Source organism: Phycicoccus sp. DTK01, assembly GCF_017312765.1.
Taxonomy (GTDB): Bacteria; Actinomycetota; Actinomycetes; order Actinomycetales; family Dermatophilaceae; genus Phycicoccus; species Phycicoccus jejuensis.
Window position 1 is genome coordinate 716,894 of record NZ_BOPU01000002.1, and the last position, 25,210, is coordinate 742,103.

The following is a 25,210-nucleotide window of genomic DNA, read 5'->3' on the forward strand; positions in this document are numbered from 1 at the left end:
GGAGGCGTGATGGGACTCGAGGAGAAGCTGCCCGCAGGGTTCGTCCTGACGACGCTCGAGAACGTCGCCGGGTACATGCGCAAGGCCTCGATCTGGCCGGCGACCTTCGGGCTCGCCTGCTGCGCGATCGAGATGATGGCCGTCGGCACGCCCGACTACGACATCGCCCGCTTCGGCATGGAGCGGTTCTCGGCCACGCCGCGCCAGGCGGACCTGATGATCGTCGCCGGGCGGGTCAGCCAGAAGATGGCGCCCGTCGTCCGCCAGGTCTACGACCAGATGCCGAACCCCAAGTGGGTCATCTCGATGGGCGTCTGCGCCTCCTCGGGCGGCATGTTCAACAACTACGCCATCGTCCAGGGCGTCGACCACGTCATCCCGGTCGACATCTACCTGCCGGGCTGCCCGCCGCGCCCCGAGATGCTGCTCAACGCGATCATCGAGCTCCACGACCAGATCCAGAACAGCAAGCTCGGCGTCAACCGCGTCGCCGCGGCCCGCGCCGCCGAGGAGGCCGCCCTGCGCGCCACCCCGACCTCGCTCATGGCGCCGACCCACGACCACCTCGCGCACCTCGCGGCGCCGGCCGGGAAGAACCTCCTCGCATGAGCGACGCCAAGGACCCCAAGCACCTCGAGAGCGGCGAGGGCGCCCCGGTGCCCGACAAGGCCCTCGACACCGCGGCCACCCGCACCGACGACGACCCCCGCTCGTCCGACACCGCGCAGCACACCGGCGGCGGCCGCGTCGTCGAGCTCGCCGGCGCCGACTCCGAGCCGGTGCAGATCGGTGAGCGGCGCGGCATGTTCGGCGCGACCCGCGGCCAGGACACCACGGGCTACGGCGGCCTCGTCACCCCGACGCTCCTGCCCGGCGCCTCCCCCCGCCCGTACGGCGGCTACTACGACGAGGTCGCCGACCTCCTCGGCACCGCCCTCGAGGCCGGCCCCGGTCTCGGCGCCGCCGTCGAGAAGGTCGTCGTCGACCGCGGCGAGATGACCGTCTTCGTGCGGCGCGAGCACCTCCTCGAGGTCGCCCGCGTCCTGCGCGACCACCCGGGCCTGCGCTTCGAGATGTGCATGGGCGCCTCCGGCGTCCACTACCCCGGCGAGACCGGGCGTGAGCTCCACGTCGTCTACCCGCTGCTGTCGATCACCCACGGCAGCCGCCGGGTCCGCCTCGAGGTCACCTGCCCCGACGACGACGCGCACGTCCCCTCGCTCGTGAGCATCTGGCCGGGCAACGACTGGCACGAGCGCGAGACCTGGGACATGTTCGGGATCGAGTTCGACGGCCACCCGGCCCTGACCCGCATCCTCATGCCCGACGACTGGCCGGGCCACCCGCAGCGCAAGGACTACCCCCTCGGCGGCATCCCCGTCGAGTACAAGGGCGGCACCGTCCCGCCGCCGGACCAGCGGAGGGCGTACAGCTGATGACGACCCACGAGCACGACACCGTCGCCGAGGACCTCACGGTCACCGACCCCTACGGCGCATCCGTCGACGACGACACCGAGGGCGCGCGCGTCTTCACCGTCTCCGGCGGCGACTGGAACGACCTCGTCGACGAGGCCACCGCCCTCCACGAGGAGCGGATCGTCGTCAACATGGGCCCGCAGCACCCGTCGACCCACGGCGTGCTCCGGCTCATCCTCGAGCTCGACGGCGAGACGGTGACCGAGGCCCGCGCGGGCATCGGCTACCTGCACACCGGCATCGAGAAGAACATGGAGTTCCGCACCTGGACGCAGGGCGTGACGTTCTGCACCCGGATGGACTACCTGACCCCGATGTTCCAGGAGGCGGCCTACTGCCTCTCGGTCGAGCGCCTGCTCGGCATCGAGGACCGGATCCCGGAGCGCGCCTCGATCATCCGCGTCATGATGATGGAGCTCACCCGCGTCAACTCCCACCTCGTCGCCCTCGGCACCGGTGGCATGGAGATGGGCGCGACGACGGTCATGACCGTCGGCTTCCGCGAGCGCGAGCGCATCCTGCGCGTCTTCGAGGCCATCACCGGCCTGCGGATGAACAACGCCTACATCCGCCCCGGCGGCGTGGCGCAGGACGTCCCCCACGGCGCGGTCGACATGGTCCGCGAGGTGATCGCCGAGCTGCGCACCGGCCTCGGTGAGCTCGAGAAGCTCCTCAACGAGAACCCGCTGCTCAAGGGCCGCACCGTCGGCGTCGGCTACCTCGACCTCACCGGCTGCATCGCCCTCGGCGTCACCGGCCCGGTGCTGCGCTCGACCGGCCTGCCGCACGACCTGCGCAAGGCCACGCCGTACTGCGGGTACGAGACCTACGACTTCGAGGTCGTCACCCGCACCGGTTGCGACGCCTACGACCGCCTGCGCATCCGCATCGACGAGATGTACGAGTCGCTGAAGATCGTCGAGCAGTGCCTCGAGCGCCTCCAGCGCACCGACGGCCAGCCGGTCATGGTCGAGGACAAGAAGATCGCGTGGCCGGCGCAGCTGTCGGTCGGCGGCGACGGCCAGGGCAACAGCCTCGACCACATCCGCGAGATCATGGGCACCTCGATGGAGGCGCTGATCCACCACTTCAAGCTCGTCACCGAGGGCTTCCGGGTCCCCCCGGGCCAGGCCTACGTCGCGGTGGAGTCCGCGAAGGGCGAGCTGGGCTGCCACACCGTCTCCGACGGCGGCACCCGCCCCTACCGGGCGCACTTCCGCGACCCGAGCTTCAACAACCTCCAGGCCACGGCCGCGATGTGCGAGGGCTCGCAGGTCGCCGACGTCATCGTCGCCGTCGCCTCCATCGACCCCGTCATGGGAGGTGTCGACCGCTGATGGCCGGCGACTTCGGTCTGCAGTCCGCTTCCGGTCACCTCACGGTGCCCGAGGAGTCCAAGGAGCGTTACCCCGCCGACGTCGAGGCGACCTTCCGCGCCGACGCCGCGGAGGTCATCGCCCGCTACCCGCAGAAGCGCTCGGCGCTCCTGCCGCTGCTGCACCTCGTGCAGTCGGTCGACGGCTACGTCACCGGTCGGGGCATCGACCTGTGCGCGGAGCTGCTCGACCTGACGACCGCCGAGGTCAGCGGGGTCGCGACGTTCTACACGCAGTACAAGCGCCACCCCAACGGCGAGTACACGGTCGGCGTCTGCACCAACACCCTCTGCGCGGTCATGGGCGGCGACGAGATCTGGGACGCCGTCTCGGAGCACCTCGGGATCGGCCACGACGAGACGACCGAGGACGGCAAGATCACCCTCGAGCGCGTCGAGTGCAACGCCGCGTGCGACTACGCGCCGGTCGTCATGGCGAACTGGGAGTTCTTCGACAACCAGACGCCGGACTCCACCAAGGAGCTCGTCGACGACCTGCGCGCCGGCAAGGAGGTCCGCCCCACCCGCGGCCCGAACCGCCTGTGCACCTTCAAGCAGGTCAGCCGCACGCTCGCCGGTTTCTCCGACGGGCTCGCCGACGAGGGCGTGGGCGCCGGTCCGGCCTCGCTCCTCGGCCTCGAGATCGCCCAGCGCAACGGCTGGAGCGCCCCCGAGGGCGAGGGTGCGCACGCCTCCGCCTCCGCGCACGGCTCCGGGTCCGCGCCCGCCGCCACCGACGAGGCCCCGGGCAGCACCGAGACCACGCCGGCCAGCGACGACGCCAAGGCCGACAAGACCGAGCCCGCCGCGCAGCGTGACGAGACCGACGACACCCCCGGCGAGAAGCACGAGGGCGACGCGAAGGCCGCGGACGACAGCGACGACGCGACCCCCACGAAGGACGAGGGCCCCGCCGTCGTCTCGACGGGTGACGGCGTCCAGGGCGTGGCCCGCCAGGCCGAGGCGAAGGCCGACGCCGTCGACGTCGCCCCCGGCCAGAAGTCCGAGCCGACCGGCAAGGCCCGCCGCGCCGTCGTCTCGGCCCAGACGGCCAGCGTCCCGACCGACCACGACGCCTCGCCCGAGGCGACCCTCTTCGACGCCACCGGCGACGACACCGACGACAGCGACGGGAAGGGCAAGTGATGACCGCGCTGACCCCGATCCTCACCCGCGACTGGGACCACCCCACGTCCTGGACGCTCGCGACCTACCGCGACGGCGGTGGCTACCGGGCCCTCGACAAGGCCCTCTCGATGGAGCCGGCCGACATCCTCGCGATGGTCAAGGACTCCAGCCTCCGCGGCCGCGGCGGCGCCGGCTTCCCGACCGGCATGAAGTGGTCCTTCATGGCCCCGCCGGACGGCGGCCCGCGCTACCTCGTCGTCAACGCCGACGAGTCCGAGCCGGGGACGTGCAAGGACACCCCGCTGATGATGGCGAACCCGCACGTCCTCATCGAGGGCATCATCATCAGCTCGATCGCCATCGGCTGCGAGCACGCCTTCATCTACCTGCGCGGCGAGGTCGTCCACGTCTACCGCCGCCTCCTGCGCGCGGTCGAGGAGGCCCGCGAGGCCGGCCTGCTCGGCGCCGACATCAAGGGCTCCGGGCGCACCGTCGACATCACCGTCCACGCCGGCGCCGGCGCGTACATCTGCGGCGAGGAGACCGCGCTCCTCGACTCGCTCGAGGGCCGCCGCGGCCAGCCGCGCAGCAAGCCGCCGTTCCCGGGTGCGGCGGGCCTCTACGCCCGCCCCACGTCGGTGAACAACGTCGAGTCCATCGCCTCCGTTCCCGGGATCATCCTCGAGGGCGTCGACTGGTTCACCGGCATGGGCACCGAGAAGTCCACCGGCTTCGGCATCTTCTCGGTCTCCGGCCACGTGAAGAACCCCGGCCAGTTCGAGGCCCCGCTCGGCATCACGATGCGCGAGCTCATCGAGCTCTGCGGCGGGATGCGCGACCCGGAGAAGAAGCTGAAGTTCTGGACCCCCGGCGGGTCCTCGACCCCGCTCTTCACCGACGAGCACCTCGACGTGCCGCTCGACTTCGAGAACGTCGCCGCGGCCGGCTCGATGCTCGGCACCCGTGCCCTCCAGGTCTTCGACGAGACGGTCTGCGTCGTGCGCGCCGTCGACCGGTGGACCGACTTCTACAAGCACGAGTCCTGCGGCAAGTGCACCCCGTGCCGCGAGGGCACGTGGTGGCTCAAGCAGATCCTCGGCCGGCTCGAGCACGGGGAGGGCAGCGAGGAGGACCTCGACAAGCTCCTCGACATCTGCGACAACATCCTGGGCCGCAGCTTCTGCGCCCTCGGTGACGGCGCGACGAGCCCCATCACGAGCTCGATCCAGTACTTCCGTGACGAGTACGTCGCCCACCTGACCCACGGAGGCTGCCCGTTCGACCGGGCCGCCTCGACCCTGTGGGCGACGGCCGGCGGCGCGAAGGAGACCGTCTCCGCATGACTGCCACGCCCGAGACCCAGGCCCCGGTCGAGCTCGTCGCGCTGACCATCGACGACGTCGAGGTGTCGGTGCCCAAGGGCACCCTCATCATCCGCGCCGCCGAGACCGCCGGGATCGACATCCCGCGCTTCTGCGACCACCCGGGCCTGGACCCCGTCGGTGCCTGCCGCCAGTGCCTCGTCGAGGTCTGGATGCCCGGTCGCCCGGGCCCGGACGGCACCCCCGGCGAGCCCACGCAGATGCAGGGCCCGCCCGGCCGGATGAAGCCGCAGGCCTCCTGCACGATGACCGTCGCCCCCGGCATGGTCGTCAAGACGCAGTACACGTCCGAGGGCGCCGACAAGGCGCAGAAGGGCGTCATGGAGCTGCTGCTCATCAACCACCCGCTGGACTGCCCGGTCTGCGACAAGGGCGGCGAGTGCCCCCTGCAGAACCAGGCGATGAGCAACGGGCGCAGCACCTCGCGCTTCGAGGACGTCAAGCGCACCTACCCCAAGCCGATCAACATCTCCTCGCAGGTGCTGCTCGACCGCGAGCGCTGTGTCCTGTGCGCGCGCTGCACCCGCTTCTCCGACCAGGTCGCCGGTGACCCGTTCATCGCCCTCGTCGAGCGCGGTGCGCTGCAGCAGGTCGGCATCTACGAGGAGAAGCCGTTCGAGTCCTACTTCTCGGGCAACACCGTCCAGATCTGCCCGGTCGGCGCGCTGACCGGCTCGGCCTACCGCTTCCGCAGCCGCCCGTTCGACCTCGTGTCGACCCCGAGCGTCTGCGAGCACTGCGCGAGCGGCTGCGCCACCCGCACCGACCACCGCCGCGGCACGGTCCTTCGCCGGATGGCGACCGCCGACCCGCTCGTCAACGACGAGTGGAACTGCGACAAGGGCCGCTGGGCCTTCGCCTACGCGAGCACCGCCGACCGCCTGGAGTACCCGATGGTCCGCGGCGAGGACGGCGAGCTGCGCGTCGCGTCGTGGCGCGAGGCGCTCGAGCGCGCGGCCGAGGGCCTGCGCGGCGCGAAGGCCGGCGTGCTCGTCGGCGGTCGCGTCAGCGCCGAGGACGCCTACGCCTACGGCAAGTTCGCCCGCACCGTGCTCGGCACGAACGACGTCGACTTCCGCGCCCGCCCGCACTCGGCCGAGGAGGCGGACTTCCTCGCCTCGACCGTCGTCGGCACGGGGCCGGAGGGTGGCGCCGTCACGTACACGGACCTCGAGCGGGCCGGCCAGGTCCTCCTCGTCGGCTTCGAGCCCGAGGACGAGTCCCCGATCGTGTTCCTGCGCCTGCGCAAGGCCTACCGCAAGCACAAGACCCGCGTCTTCGCCGTCTCCGCGGTCGCCACGCGCGGGCTGGCGAAGATGGGCGGCACCCTCATCCCGACCGCCCCGGGCACCGAGCCCGAGGTGCTGGGCGCCCTGGCCGAGGGGTCCGGCACCGAGGTCGTCGAGGAGGCCGCCCGCGGCCTGCGCGAGGGCGGCATCGTCCTCGTCGGCGAGCGGCTCGCGATGGTCCCCGGCGCGTTGAGCGCGGCGGCCGCCCTCGCCGAGTCCACCGGCGCGCGCCTCGCGTGGGTGCCGCGTCGGGCGGGCGAGCGCGGGGCGCTCGAGGCCGGCGCGCTGCCGACCCTCCTGCCCGGTGGCCGTCCGGTCGCCGACGCCGCCGCCCGCGCCGAGATCGCCGCCGCGTGGCAGGTCGCCGCGCTGCCGGAGGCACCGGGCCGCGACACCGCGGGCATCGTCGCCGCGGCCGCCTCCGGTGAGCTGGGCGCCCTCGTCGTCGGTGGTGTCGACCCGGCCGACCTCGGCAGCGACGCCGCGGCCGCGGCCCTCGCCGCCCCGTTCGTCGTCTCCCTCGAGATCCGCCGCTCGGCGGTCACCGAGCACGCCGACGTCGTCCTGCCCGTCGCGGCGCACGCCGAGAAGGGCGGCTCGTTCGTCGACTGGGAGGGCCGGGTCCGCGCCTTCGAGGCCGCGCTCGACACCTCCTACGTCAGCGACTACCGCGCGCTCGAGATGCTCGCCGACGAGATGGGCGAGTTCCTCGGGACCCGCACGCTGCGCGAGGTCCGGTCCGAGATGCAGTCGCTCGGCCCGTGGGCCGGCGCGCGTCCGGCGGCCCCGGTCGCCGAGGCCGGCGAGGTCCCGGAGCTGACCGAGGGCACGCTCGTCCTCGCGACGTGGCGCCACCTGCTCGACCGCGGCACCCTCCAGGACGGCGAGCCGTTCCTCGCGGGCACCGCCCCGAAGCCCGTGGCCCGCATCTCGGAGTCCACCGCGCAGGCGCTCGGCGTCGTCGACGGCGACCACCTCACCGTGCGCGCGGCGCAGACCACGGTCACCGCGCCCGTCCTCGTGAGCGAGATGGCGGACCACGTCGTCTGGCTCCCGACCAACTCGCAGGGCTGCGACCTGCGGGCGACCCTCGCGGGCGCACCCGGTGCGCTCGTCACCGTCTCGAAGGAGGGTGCGCGATGAGCACCGTCACCGCGCTGGCCGGTCTCGGCACGCTCGCCACGGCGGGCACCGACAACCCCGCGGCCGACTTCAGCGACACCCCGCTGTGGCTCAGCCTGGTCAAGGCGCTGATCATCTTCGTCTACCTGCTGGTCTCGACGCTGCTCGTCATCTGGTTCGAGCGCCGCGTCATCGGTCGGATGCAGCAGCGTCCGGGCCCGAACCGCAACGGCCCGTTCGGTCTGCTCCAGACCCTCGCCGACGGCATGAAGTCGATGCTCAAGGAGGACGTGCGGCCCAAGGCGTCCGACGCGTTCGTCTTCACCCTCGCGCCGCTCATCACGGCGACGATGTGCTTCGTCTCGTTCTCGATCATGCCGCTGGCCGGCGAGGTGTCGATGTTCGGGCACACGACGCCGTTCCAGCTGACCGACACCCCCGTCGCGGTGCTCCTCGTGCTCGCCGTCGCGGGCATCGGCATCTACGGAGTCGTCCTCGCCGGCTGGTCCTCCGGCTCGCCCTACCCGCTCATGGGTGGCCTGCGCGCGTCGGCCCAGATGATCTCCTACGAGATCGCGATGGGCCTCTCGCTCGTGGCGGTCTTCCTCTACGCCGGCTCGATGTCGACCTCGCAGATCGTCGGCGCGCAGCGCGACCTCTGGTTCATCGTCCCGGCGTTCTTCAGCTTCTTCGTCTACGTCATCACGATGGTCGGCGAGACCAACCGCCTCCCCTTCGACCTCGCCGAGGGCGAGGGCGAGCTGACCGGTGGGTTCCACACCGAGTACGGCTCGATGCGCTTCGCCATGTTCTTCCTCGGCGAGTACATCAACATGTTCACCGTCGCGGCCCTGGCGACGACGATGTTCCTCGGCGGGCCCGAGGCGCCTCCCGGCATCGCGGCCATCAACGGCGGCATGTTCAACGAGGGCTGGTGGGGCGTCCTGTGGTTCACCGCCAAGCTGTGGGCCTTCATGTTCGTCTTCGTCTGGCTGCGTGGCTCCCTCCCGCGCGTCCGCTACGACCAGTTCATGCGCTTCGGGTGGAAGTTCCTCATCCCGACGACGCTCGGCTGGGTCGTCCTCGTCGCGTTCTTCCGCGCCGGCCAGAACGGCTGGCTCGGCGGTGACGTCGTCGTCGCGGGCCGCAGCTTCCCGACCTTCTCGCTCGCCCTCGTCGGCATCATCGCGGTCGCGGCGCTCGTCGCCGGCTGGCTGTGGGACAGCCGGGCCGAGCGCAAGGAGGCTTCGATGCACCCGGGCGTGCCCGACGAGATCGACCCCTACGCCGGTGGGCACCCCGTCCCTCCGATGCCCGGGCAGCGCCTGCGCGAGCCCTCGCTCGCCCCCGCCCTCGCCGCCCGTCCCGAGACCGAGGAGGCCACTCGTGGCTGACGAGCAGAAGAAGTCCGGCTTCTTCTCCGACCTGTTCGCCCCCGTCGCCGGCTTCGGCGTCACGTTCTCGACGATGTTCCGCAAGGTCATCACCGAGGAGTACCCGGAGGAGAAGCGCCCGACCCAGGCGCGCTTCCACGGGCGCCACCAGCTCAACCGCCACCCCGACGGGCTCGAGAAGTGCGTCGGCTGCGAGCTGTGCGCGTGGGCCTGCCCGGCCGACGCGATCCTCGTCGAGGGCGCGAACAACGACGACGCCGAGGGCGGCGCGGGCCGGTTCAGCCCGGGCGAGCGCTACGGCCGCGTCTACCAGATCAACTACCTGCGCTGCATCTTCTGCGGGCTGTGCATCGAGGCGTGCCCGACGCGTGCGCTGACGATGACCAACTTCTACGAGCTCGCCGACAACAACCGCGCGGACCTCATCTTCACCAAGGACCAGCTCCTCGCCCCGCTCCAGCCGGGCATGCTCCAGCCGCCGTTCCCGATGGCCGACGGCATGGAGGAGCGCGACTACTACCTCGGCAAGGTCACCGAGGCCACGGACAGCCAGCGCGAGGTCGTCGCGGCCCGCGCCGGCGGCGAGCAGGACGCGGAGGTGGGCTCGTGACCGGCACCGGTGAGGAGGTCATGTTCTGGATCCTCGGGCCCCTCGCGGTGCTCGGGGCCCTGGGCCTGGTCTTCGCGAGGAAGGCCGTCCACGCCGCCCTCGGCATGGCCCTGACGATGATCATCCTCGGCGTCTTCTACATCGCGCAGGACGCCGACTTCCTCGGCGTCATCCAGATCTTCGTCTACACCGGCGCCGTGATGATGCTCTTCCTCTTCGTGCTCATGCTCGTCGGTGTCGACTCCAGCGACAGCCTCGTCGAGACGCTGTCCGGCCAGCGCTGGGCCACCGTCGTCCTCGTGCTCGGCCTCGGCGGACTGCTCGGGTTCTCGGTCGGCCACGTCGCCCTCGGCGACCCGGTCGGCGTCGCGTCGATCAACGCCGACCAGGGCAACGTGTCGGGCGTCGCGCAGCTGATCTTCGGCCGCTACGTCTGGGTCTTCGAGATCACGAGCGCGCTGCTCATCACCGCGGCCCTCGGCGCCATGGTCCTCGCCCACCGCGAGCGCCTCGGCAAGGGCCCGAACCAGAAGGAATGGAGCAAGCGGCGCTTCCAGGGCGGCGAGCACCTCGCCGGCCTGCCGGCGCCCGGTGTCTACGCGCGCCACAACGCCGTCGACACCCCGGCCCTCCTGCCCGACGGCACCCCGTCGGAGCTGTCCGTCTCGCGCGTGCTCACCGCCCGCGACCAGAACCGCTCGCCCGAGGTCTACACCGAGGGCGAGCGCCAGATCGAGCGCGACGTGCGCGAAGGAGGCGAGCGATGAGCCTGGTCAACTACATCTACCTGGCGACCATCCTCTTCGCCGTCGGGGCGGCCACCGTCCTCACCCGGCGCAACGCGATCATCGTGTTCATGGGGGTCGAGCTGATGCTCAACGCCGCGAACCTCGTCTTCGTGACGTTCGCGCGGATGCACGGCTCGCTCGACGGCCAGGTCCTCGCCCTCTTCGTCATGGTCGTCGCGGCCGCGGAGGTCGTCGTCGGCCTCGCGATCATCATGGCGATCTTCCGGTCCCGCCGGTCGGCCTCGGTCGACGACGCGAACCTGCTGAAGCTCTGAAGGAGTAGGACGTGCACTCTCTGATCACCGAGGGCGACGCGATGACCGCGGCCCCCGCGACCGGCGCCGCGTCGGTCGCGTGGCTGCTCGTCGCGCTGCCCCTCCTCGGTGCGGCGATCCTCCTCCTCGGGGGACGCCGCACGAACAAGGTCGGCCCCGCGCTGGCCACGGGCCTGTCCTGGGCGAGCTTCGGCGTCGGCGTCGTCGTGCTCGTCCAGCTGCTCGGCCAGGACGCGGGGGCGCGCGCCCACCACCTGACGCTGTGGAGCTGGGTGCCGGCGGGGTCGTTCGACCTCGACCTCGGGATGCTCGTCGACCCGCTGTCGGTCGCGTTCGTCATGCTCATCACGTTCGTCGGCTCGCTCATCCACGTGTACTCGCTCGGGTACATGGAGCACGACCCCGACAAGCGGCGCTTCTTCGCCTACCTCAACCTCTTCGTCGCGGCGATGCTCGTCCTCGTCCTCGCCGACAGCTACCTGCTCCTCTTCGTCGGCTGGGAGGGCGTGGGCCTGGCGTCCTACCTCCTCATCGGCTTCTGGAACTGGAACCCGGCCTACGCGAGCGCGGCCAACAAGGCGTTCTTCGTCAACCGCGTCGGCGACCTCGGCCTGTCCATCGCGATCATGACGATGTTCATCACCTTCGGCGGCGTCGACTACGCGACCGTCAACGAGGGCGTCGCGGGCGCGAACCAGTCGACCCTCACGGCGATCGGCCTGCTCCTGCTCGTCGGGGCCTGCGGCAAGTCGGCCCAGTTCCCGCTCCAGTCCTGGCTCGGTGACGCGATGGCCGGCCCGACGCCGGTGTCCGCGCTCATCCACGCGGCGACGATGGTCACCGCCGGCGTCTACCTCGTCGTGCGCTCGCACGTCATCTTCGACGCCGCCCCGGACGCCGCGCTCGCCGTCGCGATCGTCGGCGCGATCACGCTGGTCTTCGGTGCGGTCGTCGGCTGCGCCAAGGACGACATCAAGAAGGCCCTCGCGGCCTCGACGATGAGCCAGATCGGCTACATGATGCTCGCGGCGGGCCTGGGCCCGGTCGGCTACGCCTTCGCGATCTTCCACCTGCTGACGCACGGCTTCTTCAAGGCCGGGATGTTCCTCGGCGCCGGGTCGGTCATGCACGGCATGAACGACCAGGTCAACATGCGCCGCTTCGGCGGGCTGTCGGGCGCCATGAAGATCACCTGGGCAACCTTCGGCCTCGGCTGGCTCGCGATCCTCGGCGTCCCGCCGTTCTCGGGCTTCTGGTCCAAGGACAAGATCATCGAGGCCGCCTTCGTCGGCGAGGGCTGGCAGCCCTGGGTCCTCGGCACCGCCGCGCTCGTCGGCGCCGGGGTCACCGCCTTCTACATGTCGCGCCTGTTCTTCATGACCTTCCACGGCGAGAAGCGCTGGACCGATGACGTGCACCCGCACGAGTCGCCCAAGATCATGACCGTCCCGATGATGGTCCTCGCCGGCGGCTCGGCCTTCCTCGGCCTCCTGCTGGCGTGGCCGTTCGCCGAGACCGCCCCGATCGTCTCGTGGCTCGCGCCGGTCGTCGGCGAGCACGGAGAGGAGCACCCGGTGCTCGCGGTGCCGGTGCTCATGGGCCTGACCCTGCTCTTCGTCGCCGTCGGGATCTTCCTCGCGTGGCGGCAGTACTGGAACGAGGACGTGCCCGAGGTCGCCCCGCGCGGCTCGGTGCTCACCCGCGCGGCGCGCGTCGACCTCTACCAGGACGCCGTCAACGAGGGCCTGTTCATGCGGCCGGGCATCCACCTGACCCGCTCGCTCGTCTACGTCGACGGCAAGGGGGTCGACGGCGCGGCCGGCGGCCTCGCCGCCCTCGTCGGCGGGTTCTCCTCGAGGCTGCGTCGCCTCCAGACCGGCTACGCCCGGTCGTATGCCCTGACGATGCTCACCGGTGTCGTCGCCGTCCTCGGTGCTCTGTGGGTGATCCAGTGACCTCCCTGCCCCTCCTCACCCTGATGATGGTCGTGCCGGTCCTCGGCGCGGTCGTCGTCGCGGCCCTGCCGAACGGCTCGGTGCGCCTCGCGCGCCCGGTCGCCCTCGGGGCCTCGCTGGTGACCCTCGTCCTCGCGGTCCTCGCGTGGGTGGCGTTCGACTCCGGGTCGACCGCGATGTTCCAGCTGACCGAGACGCACGCGTGGATCCCGCAGTTCGGCGTCTCGTACGCGCTCGGGGTCGACGGCATCGCGCTGGCGCTCATCGTCATGGCCGCGATCCTCGTGCCGGTCTGCCTCCTCGCGGCCTGGAACGACGTCCCCGAGGCCGAGGCCGGGCGGCTCAAGCGCTACTTCGCGCTCATGCTCGTCCTCGAGGCGTTCATGGTCGGCGTCTTCGCCGCCACCGACGTCTTCCTCTTCTACGTCTTCTTCGAGGCGATGCTCATCCCGGTGTACTTCCTCATCGGGCTGTACGGCGGCCCGCAGCGGCAGTACGCGGCGGTCAAGTTCCTCCTCTTCTCGCTCGCCGGCGGGCTCGTCATGCTCGTGTCGGTCATCGCGGTGTACTTCGCGGGCCCGGGCGGCCAGGACGGCTTCCTCGTCGAGAACCTCATCGGCGGCATGGACGGCTCGACGGCCGCCCTGCGCTGGATGTTCGTCGGCTTCTTCATCGCCTTCGCGGTCAAGGCCCCGATGTGGCCGGTCCACACCTGGCTGCCGGACGCCGCCACCGAGTCGCGCCCGGCGACCGCCGTGCTCCTCGTCGGCGTCCTCGACAAGGTCGGCACCTACGGGATGATCCGCTTCTGCCTCCAGCTCTTCCCGGAGGCCTCGCAGTGGGCGACCCCGGTGGTCATCACCCTCGCGGTCATCTCGGTCATCTACGGCGCGCTGCTCGCGATCGGCCAGACCGACATGATGCGGCTCATCGCCTTCACCTCGATCAGCCACTTCGGCTTCATCGTCCTCGGCATCTTCGCGATGACGAGCGTCGGCGGCGCCGGGTCGACCCTCTACATGGTCAACCACGGCTTCTCGACGGCCGGCCTGTTCCTCATCGCCGGCTTCCTCGTGACCCGGCACGGCAGCAAGCGCATCCCCGACTACGGCGGCTGGCAGCGGGTCACGCCCGTCCTCGCCGGCACCTTCCTCATCGCGGGCCTGTCCTCGCTGGCGCTGCCCGGCCTGTCGAGCTTCGTCTCCGAGTTCCTCGTGCTCCAGGGCACGTTCATGCGCTACAAGGTCGCGGCCGTCATCGCGGCGCTCGGCATCGTGCTCGCCGCGCTGTACATCCTCCTCATGTACCAGCGCGTCATGACCGGCCCGAAGCCCTCTTTCGCCGAGGGGAGCGCCCCGCGCGACCTCTCCTCGCGCGAGCGGTGGGTCGTCGCGCCGATCATCGCCTCGTTCGTCGTCCTCGGCTTCTACCCGAAGCCGGTGCTCGACATCATCAACCCGGCCGTGGACAAGACGCTGCAGATCGTCGGCGTCACCGACCCGGCCGCCGCCACCGACGCCTCCGGGAGTGCCAAGTGATGCCGAGCGTGATGCCGGCCGAGTTCAAGGCCGTGAGCATCGACTACCTCGCGGTCCTGCCGATGTTCCTCGTCGTCGCGGGCGCCCTCGTCGGTGTCCTCGTCGAGGCCTTCGCGCCCCGGGCGAAGCGGCACGCCATCCAGGTCTGGCTGACGACGGGCGTCCTCGTGGCCGCCCTCGTCGTCCTCGCCGTGTGGAGCCGTGACCACCAGTCGATCACCCTCGGTGGCTCGGTCGCCGTCGACGGGGTCTCGCTCTTCCTCCAGGGCACGCTGCTGCTCCTCGCGACGATCGGCGTCCTCGTCATGGCCGAGCGCTTCGGCGGCACCGGCTCCGACGCGTTCACGCCGATGGGCGCCTCGACGCCGGGCTCGCACCAGGAGGACGCGGCGACCCGCGCCGGGTACGCGACCTCCGAGGTCTTCCCGCTGACGCTCTTCGCGGTGCTCGGGATGATGGTCTTCGTCTCGGCGAACGACCTCATCACGCTCTTCGTCGGGCTCGAGGTCCTCTCGCTGCCGCTCTACGTCATGACGGGCCTGGCCCGCCGGCGCCGGCTGCTCTCGCAGGAGGCGGCCCTGAAGTACTTCCTCCTCGGGGCCTTCTCCAGCGCGTTCTTCCTCTTCGGGGCGGCGCTGCTGTTCGGCTACGCCGGCTCCTCGGACCTCGCGGCCATCGCGACGGCCATCCGCACCAACTCGGGCGACCTCGACGGCCTGCTCCTGCCGGGCGTCGTGCTCGTGCTCGTGGGCCTGCTGTTCAAGGTCGGCGCGGTGCCGTTCCACTCGTGGACGCCGGACGCCTACCAGGGCGCGCCGACCCCGGTCACCGGCTTCATGGCGGCCTGCACCAAGCTCGCGGCGTTCGGCGCGATCCTGCGCCTCACCTACGTCGGTGTCGGCGCGAACCGCTGGGACTGGCAGATCGGCGTCGTCGTCATCGCCATCCTCACGATGGTCGTCGGCGCGGTCCTCTCGGTGACGCAGACCGACGTCAAGCGCCTGCTCGCGTACTCGTCGGTGGCCCACGCCGGGTTCATCCTCGTCGGTGTGCTCGCGTTCTCGCAGAGCGCGATCGGCGGCGTGATGTTCTACCTGCTGGCCTACGGCGCGACGACCATCGCCGCCTTCGCCATCGTGGCGATGGTCCGCCAGGACGGCTCCGAGGCCTCGCACCTGTCGCAGTGGGCGGGCCTGGGCCGCAACCACCCGGTCGTCGCCGGCGTCTTCGCCTTCCTGCTCCTGGCCTTCGCGGGCATCCCGCTGACCAGCGGCTTCACGGCCAAGTTCGCGGCGTTCGCGCCGGCCGTCGAGTCGGGCACCTCGGGTGTCGTCATGGTCGTCGTCGGTGTCCTCGCCTCCGCGGTCACCGCGTTCGTCTACGTGCGGCTCATCGTGCTCATGTACTTCACTGAGCCGGCCGAGGGCGTCGTCGCCCTCCAGCCGTCGGTGCCGTCGACGATCGGCATCACCCTCGGTGTCGCGATCACCGTCGTCGCGGGCGTCGCCCCGGCCGTGGTGCTGCAGCTCGCGAACAACGCCTCGCAGTTCCTGCTGTGAGCACCGGTGGGGTGACGGCGCAGCGGGGGACCCCGTCGGTCCTCGCGCTGCCCGGCGCCGGGGACGCGCTGCGCGAGCGGCTGACCGGCGGGCTCGCCCGGGTCGAGGCGCTCATCACGCAGCGCGTCGACCACGACGACCCGTTCATCGCGCAGGCGTCGTCGCACCTCACCGCCGCCGGGGGCAAGCGGTTCCGGCCGCTGCTCACCCTGCTCGCCTCCGAGCTCGGCACGGGGGTGTCCGACGAGGTCGTCGCGGCGGCCGCGGGCGTCGAGCTGACCCACCTCGCGTCGCTCTACCACGACGACGTGATGGACGAGGCCGACGTGCGCCGCGGGGCCCCCTCGGCCAACGCGCTGTACGACAACTCGACCGCGATCCTCGTCGGGGACCTGCTCTTCGGCACGGCGTCCGACATCGTCGCCGACCTCGGGCCGCAGGCGGTCAAGATCCAGGCGCAGACCTTCGTCCGGCTGTGCGCCGGGCAGATCCGCGACGACCGGCCGTGCCCCGAGGGGCAGGACCCGGTCGAGTACTACCTGCGGGTGCTCGCCGACAAGACCGGAGTCCTCATCGCCACCGCCGCCCGCTACGGCGGGATGTTCGGCGGCTGCGACGACGCGACCGTCGAGGTGATGCGCGAGTACGGCGAGCGGCTCGGGGTCGCCTTCCAGCTGGCCGACGACCTCATCGACATCTCCTCCGAGGCCGACGAGACCGGCAAGACCCCCGGCACCGACCTGCGCGAGGGCAAGCGCACCCTCCCGGTGCTGCACGTGCTCGCCTCCACCGACCCGGCCGACGCGCGGCTCCAGGAGCTGCTGCGCGGCGACCTCGACGACGACGCGCGCCTCGCCGAGGCGCTGGAGCTGCTGCGCGCCCACCCCGCGATGGACCGGGCGCGCGAGCACACCTTCGCCGTGGCGAGCCGGGCCCAGTCGGTGCTCGAGCCGCTGCCGGCCGGCGACGCCAAGGACGCGCTGTACGCGCTCGCCACCGGCGTCGTCACCCGAGTGGGCTGAGCACCGGCTCCTGCTCGCGCACCGGCCGCCGAGGGATGGCCAGCGCGAGCGCGACGGCGGCGAAGCAGAGGACGGCGGCCCCGACCCACGCCCAGTGGTAGTCGCCCTGCGCGGTGCGGACCCAGCCCGCGACGCTCGCCCCGACCCCGGCGCCGACCATGTGCGACGCGAACACCCACCCGAAGACGACGCCGGAGTCCGCGACCCCGAAGTGCGTGCGGCACAGGGCGACCGTCGGTGGCACGGTCGCGACCCAGTCGAGGCCGTAGAAGACGATGAACACCCACATCCCCGGCTCGACACCCGGCGCGAGCACGGCGTCGAGCGCGAGCAGCGACAGCCCGCGCCCGCCGTAGTAGCCGGCCAGCAGGAGCCGGGGGTCGACCCGGTCGGTCAGCCAGCCGGACCCGACCGTGCCGGCGATGTCGAAGACGCCGACGACGGCGAGCAGCCCGGCGGCGGTCGTCGCCGGCATCCCGTGGTCGTGGGCGGCGGGGACGAAGTGCGTCTGGATGATGCCGTTGGTCGACCAGCCGCAGACCCAGAAGGTCAGCACGAGCGCCCAGAACGTCCAGCGGCGCGAGACGCGCACGAGGGTCGAGACGGCGCGGCGGGCCGGTGACTCGGTCGAGGCGGCCACCGGAGGGGCGGCCGAGGTCGCGCCCCAGGGCAGCAGGCCGCGGTCGCGCGGGTCGTCGGTGAGCAGCAGCGCGACGAGGACGGCGACGAGCAGGGCGAGGACGGCGACGACGCCGGCGGCCCAGCGCCATCCCGGCCCCGCCGCGGCCCGCGCGATGACCGGCAGGAACAGCAGCTGGCCGGTGGCGTTGGCCGCGGAGAAGATGCCGGTGACGAGCCCGCGGTGCCGCTCGAACCAGCGGTTGGCGACGACGGCGCCGAGGACGAGCGCCATCGCGCCGGTGCCGATCCCGATGAGCACGCCCCAGAGCAGCCAGAGCTGCCACGCGGAGGTCATCACGGTCGTCGCGGCGCTCGACAGGCCGACGACGACGAGCGCGACGGCGACGGTGCGCCGCACCCCGAACCGCTCCATGAAGGCGGCGGCGAACGGGGCCGTCAGCCCGTAGAGGACGAGGTTGAGGCTGACCGCGCCGGAGGTCGTCGCGCGCGACCACCCGAACTCGGCCTCGACCGGCTCGAGCAGCACCCCGGTCGAGGAGCGGAAGGCCGCGGCGGCGACGAGCGCGGCGAGGGTGACGGCGGCGACGAGCCACGCACGGTGGGGGAGACCGCGCGGCGGGAGCACGCGCTCCCCGACGAAGTCCCCGTCCTCCGGTGTCACGGCGCCAGCATCGCACTAGGGTCGGCCCCGTGGAACCGGTGCCCGACGGCGTGACCGCCCAGTGGGACGCGGCGACCGCGGGCCTGCCCGCGCCGCTCGTCGTCCTCGACCTCGACGCCTACGAGGCCAACGCCGCCGACCTCGTGCGGCGGGCGGGCGGCCGGCCGGTCCGGGTCGCGTCGAAGTCGCTGCGCTGCCGGTGGGTGCTCGACGACGTGCTGGGGCGCCCGGGGTTCGCCGGGGTGATGGCCTACGCCGTGCGCGAGGCCGTGCGCCTCGGACGCGCCGGGCTGCGCGACCTCTACGTCGCCTACCCCTCCGTCGACGCCGCGGCCGTCGGCGACGTGGCCGGCGACGACGACCTGCGGCGCGAGGTGACGCTGACCGTCGACTCGGTCGAGCACGTCCGGTGGCTGCGCGACACCCTCGGCCCGGCGGTGCGGGGTGTCGGGGTGGCCGTCGACGTCGACTGCTCCGTGCGCGTCGGCCGGCTGCACCTCGGGGTGCGCCGCTCGCCGACCCGCACGCCGGCCCAGGCCCTCGCGGTCGCGCGGGCTGCGCAGGGCATCGGCCTGGAGGTGCGTGGCCTGATGTTCTACGACGCGCAGGTGGCCGGCCTGCCCGACACCCCGCCGGTCCGCCTGCTCAAGCGGCGCTCGGTGGCCGAGCTGCGCGAGCGGCGGGCGGCCGTCGTGGCGGCGGTGCGGGCCGAGGCTGACCTGCGCTTCGTCAACGGCGGCGGCACCGGCAGCCTGCACACGTTCACGGGCGACGACTCCGTCACCGAGCTCGCGGCCGGGTCCGGCCTCTACGCCCCGACCCTGTTCGACGGCTACGACGCCTTCAGCCCCCGCCCCGCGATGGCCTACGCGCTCGACGTCGTCCGGCGGCCCGCCCGCGACGTCGTCACGGCCTTCGGCGGCGGGTACGTCGCGAGCGGCGAGCCCGGCTGGTCGCGGGTGCCGGCGCCCGTGCGGCGCGGGTGGTCGCTGCTGCGCACCGAGGCGGCGGGCGAGGTGCAGACGCCCGTCAGCGGCGACGGCGTCCACGGCCTCGCGCTCGGCGACCGTGTGTGGATGCGCGGCGCGAAGGCCGGCGAGCTGCTCGAGCGCTTCGACACCCTCCACCTCGTGCGGGGCGGGCGGCTCGTCGACTCGGTGCCGACCTACCGCGGAGAGGGATGGAACCACGGATGAGCGCGACCTGGCGCAACTGGGGCGGCAACGTCGTCGCGCACCCACGCGTCGTCACGGACACCTCGACGGTCGAGGGCGTCGTCGGCGCCGTGCGGTCGGCGGCCGGGCGCGGGCTCCGGCTGCGGGTGGCGGGCACCGGGCACTCGTTCACGCCGCTCGTCGCCACCGACGGGGTGCTGCTGCGCCTCGACGGCCTGACCGGCGTCCTCGGCGTGGACCGCGACCGGATGCGCGTGCGCGTCGCGGCCGGCACCCCGCTGCACCGCCTCAACCCCGCGCTGCAGGCGCTCGGCCTGGCGCTGCCCAACCTCGGCGACATCGACCGGCAGACCATCAGCGGGGCGATCTCGACCGGGACGCACGGCACCGGGGTGCGGTTGCAGGGCATCGCGGCGGCGGTCTGCGGGCTGGTGCTCGTGCTCGCCGACGGGTCGCTGCTGCGCTGCTCGGCCGAGGAGTCGCCCGAGGTGTTCGAGGCCGCGCGGGTCGGGCTGGGCGCGCTCGGGGTGGTCGTCGAGGTCGAGCTGCAGTGCGTGCCGGCGTTCCGGCTGCACGCCCGCGAGTCGGGGGAGTCGTTCTCGGCGGTGCTCGAGGGCATCCACGACCTGGCCGACGCGCACGACCACGTCGACATGCACTGGTTCCCGCACACCGACCGGGTGCTGCTCAAGCGCAACGACCGGGTCGCGCCGGGGGAGGGGCCGGGGCCACTGCCCGGATGGCGTCGGCGCCTCGACGACGACCTGCTGGCCAACCGCCTCTACGAGGGGGTCAACCGGGTGCTGACCCGCGCGCCGGCCGCGACGGCGCGCGTCAACCGGCTGAGCGCCCGGGTGCTCGGGGCCCGGGAGTACGCCGACGACTCGTGGAAGGTGTTCTGCTCCTCGCGCGAGGTGCGGTTCGTGGAGTCGGAGTACGCGGTGCCGCGGGCGTCGGTCGTGCCGGTGCTCGAGGAGCTGCGCGCCTGGTTCGAGCGCTCCGGTGAGCCGGTGCCCTTCCCCGTCGAGGTGCGCTTCGTCGGGGCGGACGACGTCTGGCTCTCGACGGCCTACGAGCGCGACAACGCCTACGTCGCCGTGCACCAGTACCACCGGATGGACCCCTCGCGCCTGTTCGCCGCCTTCGAGGCGATCGTCGCCGAGCACGAGGGACGGCCGCACTGGGGCAAGGTCCACACCCTCGGCGCCGAGCGGCTGCAGGCGCTCTACCCCCGGTTCGACGACTACCGGGCCGTTCGCGACCGCCTCGACCCGACCCGCCTCTTCACCAACGCCCACGTCGCGCACCTCCTGGACGCCTGACACCAGCACCCCCGCCCGGCGGCTGCACCCCGTCGAGTGAGCAGGACACGCCGTCCCGCGCGCCGGCGGACGGCGTGTCCTGTTCGCTCGACCGGACCGGCAACCCTCGACATCGTTGCGACGAACCCTGCGCCGGACCGTTTGCGGACGGGCGATCCGGGGGAGGGGTCCTCGTGACGAGCGCGACGACCACGTCGCGCTCGGGGACGAGAGGACGACGGCGTGAAGGCACTGACGTGGCAGGGCAAGCGGGACGTGCGGGTCGAGGACGTGCCGGACCCGCGCATCCAGGAACCGACCGACGCGGTGATCCGCGTGACCTCGACGGCGATCTGCGGCTCCGACCTGCACCTGTACGAGGTGCTCGGCGCGTACCTCACGCCGGGTGACGTCCTCGGGCACGAGACGATGGGGGTCGTCGAGGAGGTCGGCCCCGAGGTGACGCACATCGCGCCGGGGGACCGGGTCGTCATCCCCTTCAACATCTCCTGCGGCTCCTGCTGGATGTGCGAGCGCGGCTTCTACGCGCAGTGCGAGACCACGCAGGTGCGCGACCAGGGCAAGGGCGCGTCGCTCTTCGGCTACACGAGCCTGTACGGCGCGGTCCCCGGCGGGCAGGCCGAGTACCTGCGGGTGCCGCAGGCGCACTTCGGGCCCGTCAAGGTGCCGGACGAGCACCCCGACACCCGCTTCCTCTACCTCTCCGACATCCTGCCGACGGCCTGGCAAGGCGTGCGCTACGCCGACGTCGAGCCGGGCGGCACGCTCGCCGTCATGGGCCTGGGGCCGGTCGGGCAGCTGGCGACCCGCATCGCGAAGCAGCTGGGCGTGGAGCGGGTCATCGGCGTCGACCTCGTGCCCGAGCGGCTCGCCCTCGCGCAGCGGTACGGCGTCGAGACGGTGGACCTGCGCGAGGTCGACGACGTCCCCGGCGCGCTGCTCGACCTCACCGGCGGGCGCGGCCCGGACGGCGTGCTCGAGGCGGTCGGGATGGAGGCCCACGGGTCACCGCTCGCCGCGACCGCGCAGGCCGCGGTGGGGCTGCTGCCCGACGCGCTGGCCCGACCGCTCATCGACCGCGTCGCCATCGACCGGCTCGCGGCGCTCACCGCGTCCTTCAAGTCGGTGCGGCGCGCGGGGACGGTGAGCATCAGCGGCGTCTACGGCGGCGAGGTCGACCCGCTACCGATGATGGAGATGTTCGACCGCGGCATCACCGTCCGGATGGGGCAGTGCCACGTCAAGCGGTGGATCGACGAGATCATGCCGCACGTCCTCGACTCCGCCGACCCGCTCGGCCTCGAGGACCTGGCGACCCACGTGCTCCCGCTGGCCGAGGCGCCCCGCGGCTACGAGATGTTCCAGGCCAAGTCCGACGGCTGCGTCAAGGTGGTGCTCCAGCCGTGAGGGGCGTCCCCGGGCGCACCGTGCTCGTGACCGGCGCGTCGAGCGGCATCGGGCGCGCGACGGCGCTGCAGCTGGCGGCCTCGGGCGTCGACGTCGCCCTGCTCTCGCGCTCGGAGGAGGTGCTCGAGGAGGTCCGCGCGCAGTGCGAGGAGCTCGGGGTGCGAGCCGTCGTCACCGTCGCGGACGTGACCGACCGCGACGCGCTGGAGGCCGCGTTCGAGCGGGCGCGGACCGAGCTCGGGCCGCTCGACGGCGTCGTCCACTCCGCCGCCGCGCTCACCTACGGACGGTTCGAGGACGTCCCGGCCGAGGTGTTCGACGGTGCGCTCGCGAGCACGCTGGGGGGCACCGCCAACGTGGCCCGCCTGGCGCTCGAGGCGTTCCGCGCGCGAGGACGGGGCAGCCTCGTCGTCGTCGGGTCGCTGCTCGGCAAGATCAGCACGCCCTACATGAGCTCCTACGTCACGGCCAAGTGGGGCGTGCACGGCCTCGTGCGCACCCTGCAGATCGAGGCGCGCGCCACCCCGGGCATCGACGTGAGCCTCGTCTGGCCCGGTGGGGTCGACACGCCCGTCTACCTCCAGGCCGGCACCTACCTGCAGCGGCACGGCCGTCCGCCGCCCCCGGTCGACCCGCCCGAGAAGGTGGCCGCCGCGGCGGTCCGCGCGCTCTGGTCGCCGAAGCGGGAGGTCATGGTCGGTCCGCTGAACGGCGTCGTCGTCGCGGGGTTCCGGCTCCTGCCGGCCGTCTTCGACGTGCTCGTCACCCCGCTCATGCGGCTGAGCGGCCTCGGCCGCGAGGAGGTGGCGAACTCGCCGGGCAACGTCCTCGACCCCACGCCGGAGGGCGAGGCCGTCCACGGCCGCTGGAGCCGCCGCCTGTCCTGAGCGCTCGTCCGGGCGGCCTCACACCACGGCGGGGCCGTCCGGCGTGCCGTAGTGGTGGGCAAAGGGCGAGACGTCGGCCGGCGCCTGCCCGAGGTAGACGACGACGCGGCAGCCGGGGTCGCCGACCGCGATCCGCTCCTCGAGGAGCACGGAGGCGCCGACGTCGTGGTTGCGCGCGGCGATGCCGCCGAAGACGCTCGAGGTCATCCGGCAGAGGGCCGGCGCCTGGCGGACCGTCTCGCCGAAGGGGCAGCGGGTGTTGACGAGGACCACGCGCTCGTCGGTGGCCTCGAGCACGCTGAACCCACCGTCGATGGCGTGCTTGAGGCGGACGTAGCAGCGGCCGAGGTCCTGCGGCGAGAGCCGGCCGACGACCTGCTCGGCGAGGCGGAACTCGGCCTCCATCTGCCCCCCGACGTCGATGCCCACCTGGGCGACCGTGGCCTCCGCCGCGTCGGGCCCGTGGTGGTGCTCGACCGCCCGCGACATCTCGACCACGAGGGCGCGCAGGAACGACTCGCGGCCGAAGCCGCCGTCCGGGCCGGCCTCGTCGAGCGCGGGCAGGAGCCCGCCGTCGCGTCGTGGCGGGTCGACGCTGTGGGTCGGCTTGCGCGAGACGGCCAACCGCATCGAGACCACGGTCCCGGACTCACGTCGCAGCCGCGAGACGACGTCGTGGGCGAGCAGCCCGATGATCCCCATGCCGCGGCCCGACTCCGCGAGGTCGGCGAGCCCGCCGAGGTCGTCCGCGTCCGTCGGCGGGGCCGGCGCGGTGCCCGGCGGCAGGGGCCGCGGGAGGGAGCCTCCGACGTCGTAGACGGTGAGCGCGGGGTGCTCCTCGGCCCAGGAGAGGGACACCCACACCGGGCCGGCGGTGTGGCGCAGCGCGTTGCCGACGGCCTCGCTGACGACGAGCTCGGCGTCCTCGACCGCCTCCCGCTCCGGGAGCGCGTGCCGGGCCAGGTACCGGCCGATCTCGCGGCGCAGCTCGCCGAGCTGGTCGTGCCGGTCGAGGTACCAGTCCATGCAGCCCATCATGGGCGCCCCGCCGGTCGGGGGGGACCGCAGTGACGGACCGGCCCGGCAGGGGTGGAGAGGGCGCGACGAGCGTCACGCCAGGCCGCGGTGGGCGGACCACCGCTCCGCAGCCCGGGTGGCGGCCGCCTCGACGAGGGCCCGCAGCTCCGGCGAGTCGGGCACCCGGAACGACGTGTACGCACCGCGCCCACCCGCCGTGGGACGCCCGTAGGCCTTCGCGGCGAGCGTGCCGTCGGGGAGCATCCGGACGTTGAGCGTCGTCAGGAGGAACTCCTCGCCGCGGCGCGAGTCCGTCCACTGCAGGTGCTCCGGCACGGCGACGTTGATCGCCATCGCGCTGACCTCGACCTCGTCGCCCACCGGGCCATCCTGCACCGCCGGCCGAGGCTTCAGCCGACGGCGGACACCCTTGCCGGCCGCGGGCCCATGCCTCAGGGTCGGGGTGTGGTGACCGTGGAGAGGGTCGACGTCGGTGGGGGACTGCACCTCTCGCGCCGGGTCAGGCCGCCGCGCGAGCGAACGGGCGCGCCTCGTGTCGTCCTCCTGCCCGGCACCGGCATGACCGCTCGCGACTGGGACCACGTCGCCGCCGACCTGGCGGCCGACCGCACCACGCACGCCGTCGACCTCCGCGGCCACGGCGGCAGCGACCGGCCCGGCGTCTACTCGACCGCCCTCATGGCCGACGACGTCGCCGGCCTCCTCGACGTGCTCGGGGAGCCGGTGGTCGACCTCGTCGGGCACTCGCTCGGTGGCCTCGTCGCCTGCCGGGTGGCCGCCCAGCGCCCGGGGACGGTCCGGCGACTCGTCGTCGAGGACGTCGGGGTCCCGCACCGACGCACGCCGGCACCCCTCGCGCGGCCGGACGGCGAGCTGCCCTTCGACTGGGCCGTCGTCGAGCAGGTCCGCCCCGAGGTCGACGACCCCGACCCCGGATGGCCGGACCTGGTGCGCCGCCTCGCGGCCCCGACCCTCGTCGTCGGCGGAGGACCGACCAGCCACGTCCCGCAGGAGCACGTGCGGGAGCTGTCCGACACGCTGCCGGACGCCCGCCTCGTGACCATCGACGCCGGGCACCTCGTCCACGCCACCGAGCCCAAGCGCTTCACCGCCGCGGTGCGCGCGTTCCTCGACGCCTGACCGCACCCGGCCGGGTGCGGTTC

22 protein-coding genes are annotated in these 25,210 nt (G+C 72.8%); 19 read left to right on the plus strand and 3 right to left on the minus strand.

Features of this window, described 5'->3' with window-relative positions:
* The first annotated feature begins 9 nt into the window (after window positions 1-9).
* Genes J3473_RS07200 through J3473_RS07265 form a run of 14 tightly spaced genes read left to right on the plus strand, consistent with a single transcriptional unit; the run spans window position 10 to window position 16,915 of the window.
* Window positions 10-609 carry an NADH-quinone oxidoreductase subunit B family protein gene (locus tag J3473_RS07200; RefSeq protein ID WP_030526705.1) on the plus strand — a complete coding sequence of 200 codons (600 nt, stop codon included), beginning with the start codon at window positions 10-12 and terminating at the stop codon, window positions 607-609.
* Window positions 606-1,436 carry an NADH-quinone oxidoreductase subunit C gene (locus J3473_RS07205; protein ID WP_084696536.1) on the plus strand — a complete coding sequence of 277 codons (831 nt, stop codon included), beginning with the start codon at window positions 606-608 and terminating at the stop codon, window positions 1,434-1,436. Before J3473_RS07200 ends, J3473_RS07205 begins: the two co-directional genes overlap by 4 nt.
* Window positions 1,436-2,815 (plus strand): NADH-quinone oxidoreductase subunit D, encoded by a 1,380-nt coding sequence (locus J3473_RS07210; RefSeq protein ID WP_207022492.1) that lies wholly within the window; start codon window positions 1,436-1,438, stop codon window positions 2,813-2,815. Before J3473_RS07205 ends, J3473_RS07210 begins: the two co-directional genes overlap by 1 nt.
* Complete coding sequence (gene nuoE / locus J3473_RS07215; protein ID WP_256437930.1) at window positions 2,815-3,999, plus strand: NADH-quinone oxidoreductase subunit NuoE; 1,185 nt, start codon at window positions 2,815-2,817, stop codon at window positions 3,997-3,999. The genes J3473_RS07210 and nuoE overlap by 1 nt, the downstream gene beginning before the upstream one ends.
* Window positions 3,999-5,324, plus strand: a complete 1,326-nt coding sequence (gene nuoF / locus J3473_RS07220) for an NADH-quinone oxidoreductase subunit NuoF (RefSeq protein ID WP_030526709.1) — start codon at window positions 3,999-4,001, stop codon at window positions 5,322-5,324. Before nuoE ends, nuoF begins: the two co-directional genes overlap by 1 nt.
* Window positions 5,321-7,795 (plus strand): NADH-quinone oxidoreductase subunit G, encoded by a 2,475-nt coding sequence (locus J3473_RS07225; protein ID WP_207022493.1) that lies wholly within the window; start codon window positions 5,321-5,323, stop codon window positions 7,793-7,795. Before nuoF ends, J3473_RS07225 begins: the two co-directional genes overlap by 4 nt.
* The gene (nuoH, locus tag J3473_RS07230; RefSeq protein WP_207022494.1) at window positions 7,792-9,168 is read left to right on the plus strand and encodes an NADH-quinone oxidoreductase subunit NuoH; all 1,377 of its coding nucleotides are present in this window, start codon (window positions 7,792-7,794) and stop codon (window positions 9,166-9,168) included. The genes J3473_RS07225 and nuoH overlap by 4 nt, the downstream gene beginning before the upstream one ends.
* The gene (gene nuoI / locus J3473_RS07235) at window positions 9,161-9,778 is read left to right on the plus strand and encodes an NADH-quinone oxidoreductase subunit NuoI (RefSeq protein WP_207022495.1); all 618 of its coding nucleotides are present in this window, start codon (window positions 9,161-9,163) and stop codon (window positions 9,776-9,778) included. The genes nuoH and nuoI overlap by 8 nt, the downstream gene beginning before the upstream one ends.
* Window positions 9,775-10,545: an NADH-quinone oxidoreductase subunit J gene (locus J3473_RS07240; protein ID WP_030526713.1), complete on the plus strand. Its 771-nt coding sequence runs from the start codon at window positions 9,775-9,777 to the stop codon at window positions 10,543-10,545. Before nuoI ends, J3473_RS07240 begins: the two co-directional genes overlap by 4 nt.
* Window positions 10,542-10,841: an NADH-quinone oxidoreductase subunit NuoK gene (nuoK, locus tag J3473_RS07245; protein ID WP_207022496.1), complete on the plus strand. Its 300-nt coding sequence runs from the start codon at window positions 10,542-10,544 to the stop codon at window positions 10,839-10,841. The genes J3473_RS07240 and nuoK overlap by 4 nt, the downstream gene beginning before the upstream one ends.
* A 41-nt stretch (window positions 10,842-10,882) precedes the next feature.
* Entirely contained in the window at window positions 10,883-12,796 is a 1,914-nt protein-coding gene (gene nuoL / locus J3473_RS07250; RefSeq protein WP_030526715.1) for an NADH-quinone oxidoreductase subunit L, read from the plus strand.
* Window positions 12,793-14,334 carry an NADH-quinone oxidoreductase subunit M gene (locus tag J3473_RS07255; RefSeq protein ID WP_207022497.1) on the plus strand — a complete coding sequence of 514 codons (1,542 nt, stop codon included), beginning with the start codon at window positions 12,793-12,795 and terminating at the stop codon, window positions 14,332-14,334. Before nuoL ends, J3473_RS07255 begins: the two co-directional genes overlap by 4 nt.
* Window positions 14,334-15,893: an NADH-quinone oxidoreductase subunit NuoN gene (gene nuoN, locus J3473_RS07260; protein WP_207022581.1), complete on the plus strand. Its 1,560-nt coding sequence runs from the start codon at window positions 14,334-14,336 to the stop codon at window positions 15,891-15,893. Before J3473_RS07255 ends, nuoN begins: the two co-directional genes overlap by 1 nt.
* Window positions 15,894-15,904: 11 nt before the next feature.
* Window positions 15,905-16,915 carry a polyprenyl synthetase family protein gene (locus J3473_RS07265; protein ID WP_207022498.1) on the plus strand — a complete coding sequence of 337 codons (1,011 nt, stop codon included), beginning with the start codon at window positions 15,905-15,907 and terminating at the stop codon, window positions 16,913-16,915.
* Here the strand turns inward: J3473_RS07265 and J3473_RS07270 are convergent.
* Window positions 16,899-18,218, minus strand: a complete 1,320-nt coding sequence (locus tag J3473_RS07270; protein ID WP_207022499.1) for an MFS transporter — start codon at window positions 18,216-18,218, stop codon at window positions 16,899-16,901. The genes J3473_RS07265 and J3473_RS07270 overlap by 17 nt on opposite strands.
* A gap of 29 nt (window positions 18,219-18,247) precedes the next feature.
* Between J3473_RS07270 and J3473_RS07275 the strand changes: the two genes are divergently transcribed.
* The 4 genes from J3473_RS07275 (at window position 18,248) to J3473_RS07290 (ending at window position 23,009) form a co-directional block, all read left to right on the plus strand.
* On the plus strand, window positions 18,248-19,414 hold the full coding sequence (locus tag J3473_RS07275; protein ID WP_242525735.1) for an alanine racemase: 1,167 nt from the start codon (window positions 18,248-18,250) through the stop codon (window positions 19,412-19,414).
* Window positions 19,411-20,715 carry a D-arabinono-1,4-lactone oxidase gene (locus J3473_RS07280; RefSeq protein WP_242525736.1) on the plus strand — a complete coding sequence of 435 codons (1,305 nt, stop codon included), beginning with the start codon at window positions 19,411-19,413 and terminating at the stop codon, window positions 20,713-20,715. The genes J3473_RS07275 and J3473_RS07280 overlap by 4 nt, the downstream gene beginning before the upstream one ends.
* A 222-nt stretch (window positions 20,716-20,937) precedes the next feature.
* The gene (locus J3473_RS07285) at window positions 20,938-22,122 is read left to right on the plus strand and encodes a zinc-dependent alcohol dehydrogenase (protein ID WP_207022501.1); all 1,185 of its coding nucleotides are present in this window, start codon (window positions 20,938-20,940) and stop codon (window positions 22,120-22,122) included.
* On the plus strand, window positions 22,119-23,009 hold the full coding sequence (locus J3473_RS07290; RefSeq protein WP_030526723.1) for an SDR family oxidoreductase: 891 nt from the start codon (window positions 22,119-22,121) through the stop codon (window positions 23,007-23,009). Before J3473_RS07285 ends, J3473_RS07290 begins: the two co-directional genes overlap by 4 nt.
* A gap of 18 nt (window positions 23,010-23,027) precedes the next feature.
* Here J3473_RS07290 and J3473_RS07295 read toward each other — a convergent pair whose 3' ends face one another.
* Complete coding sequence (locus J3473_RS07295; protein ID WP_207022502.1) at window positions 23,028-24,035, minus strand: ATP-binding protein; 1,008 nt, start codon at window positions 24,033-24,035, stop codon at window positions 23,028-23,030.
* A gap of 84 nt (window positions 24,036-24,119) precedes the next feature.
* The gene (locus tag J3473_RS07300; RefSeq protein ID WP_242525737.1) at window positions 24,120-24,407 is read right to left on the minus strand and encodes a hypothetical protein; all 288 of its coding nucleotides are present in this window, start codon (window positions 24,405-24,407) and stop codon (window positions 24,120-24,122) included.
* 87 nt (window positions 24,408-24,494) lie between these two features.
* Between J3473_RS07300 and J3473_RS07305 the strand changes: the two genes are divergently transcribed.
* Complete coding sequence (locus J3473_RS07305; RefSeq protein ID WP_242525738.1) at window positions 24,495-25,187, plus strand: alpha/beta fold hydrolase; 693 nt, start codon at window positions 24,495-24,497, stop codon at window positions 25,185-25,187.
* Window positions 25,188-25,210 lie beyond the last annotated feature (23 nt).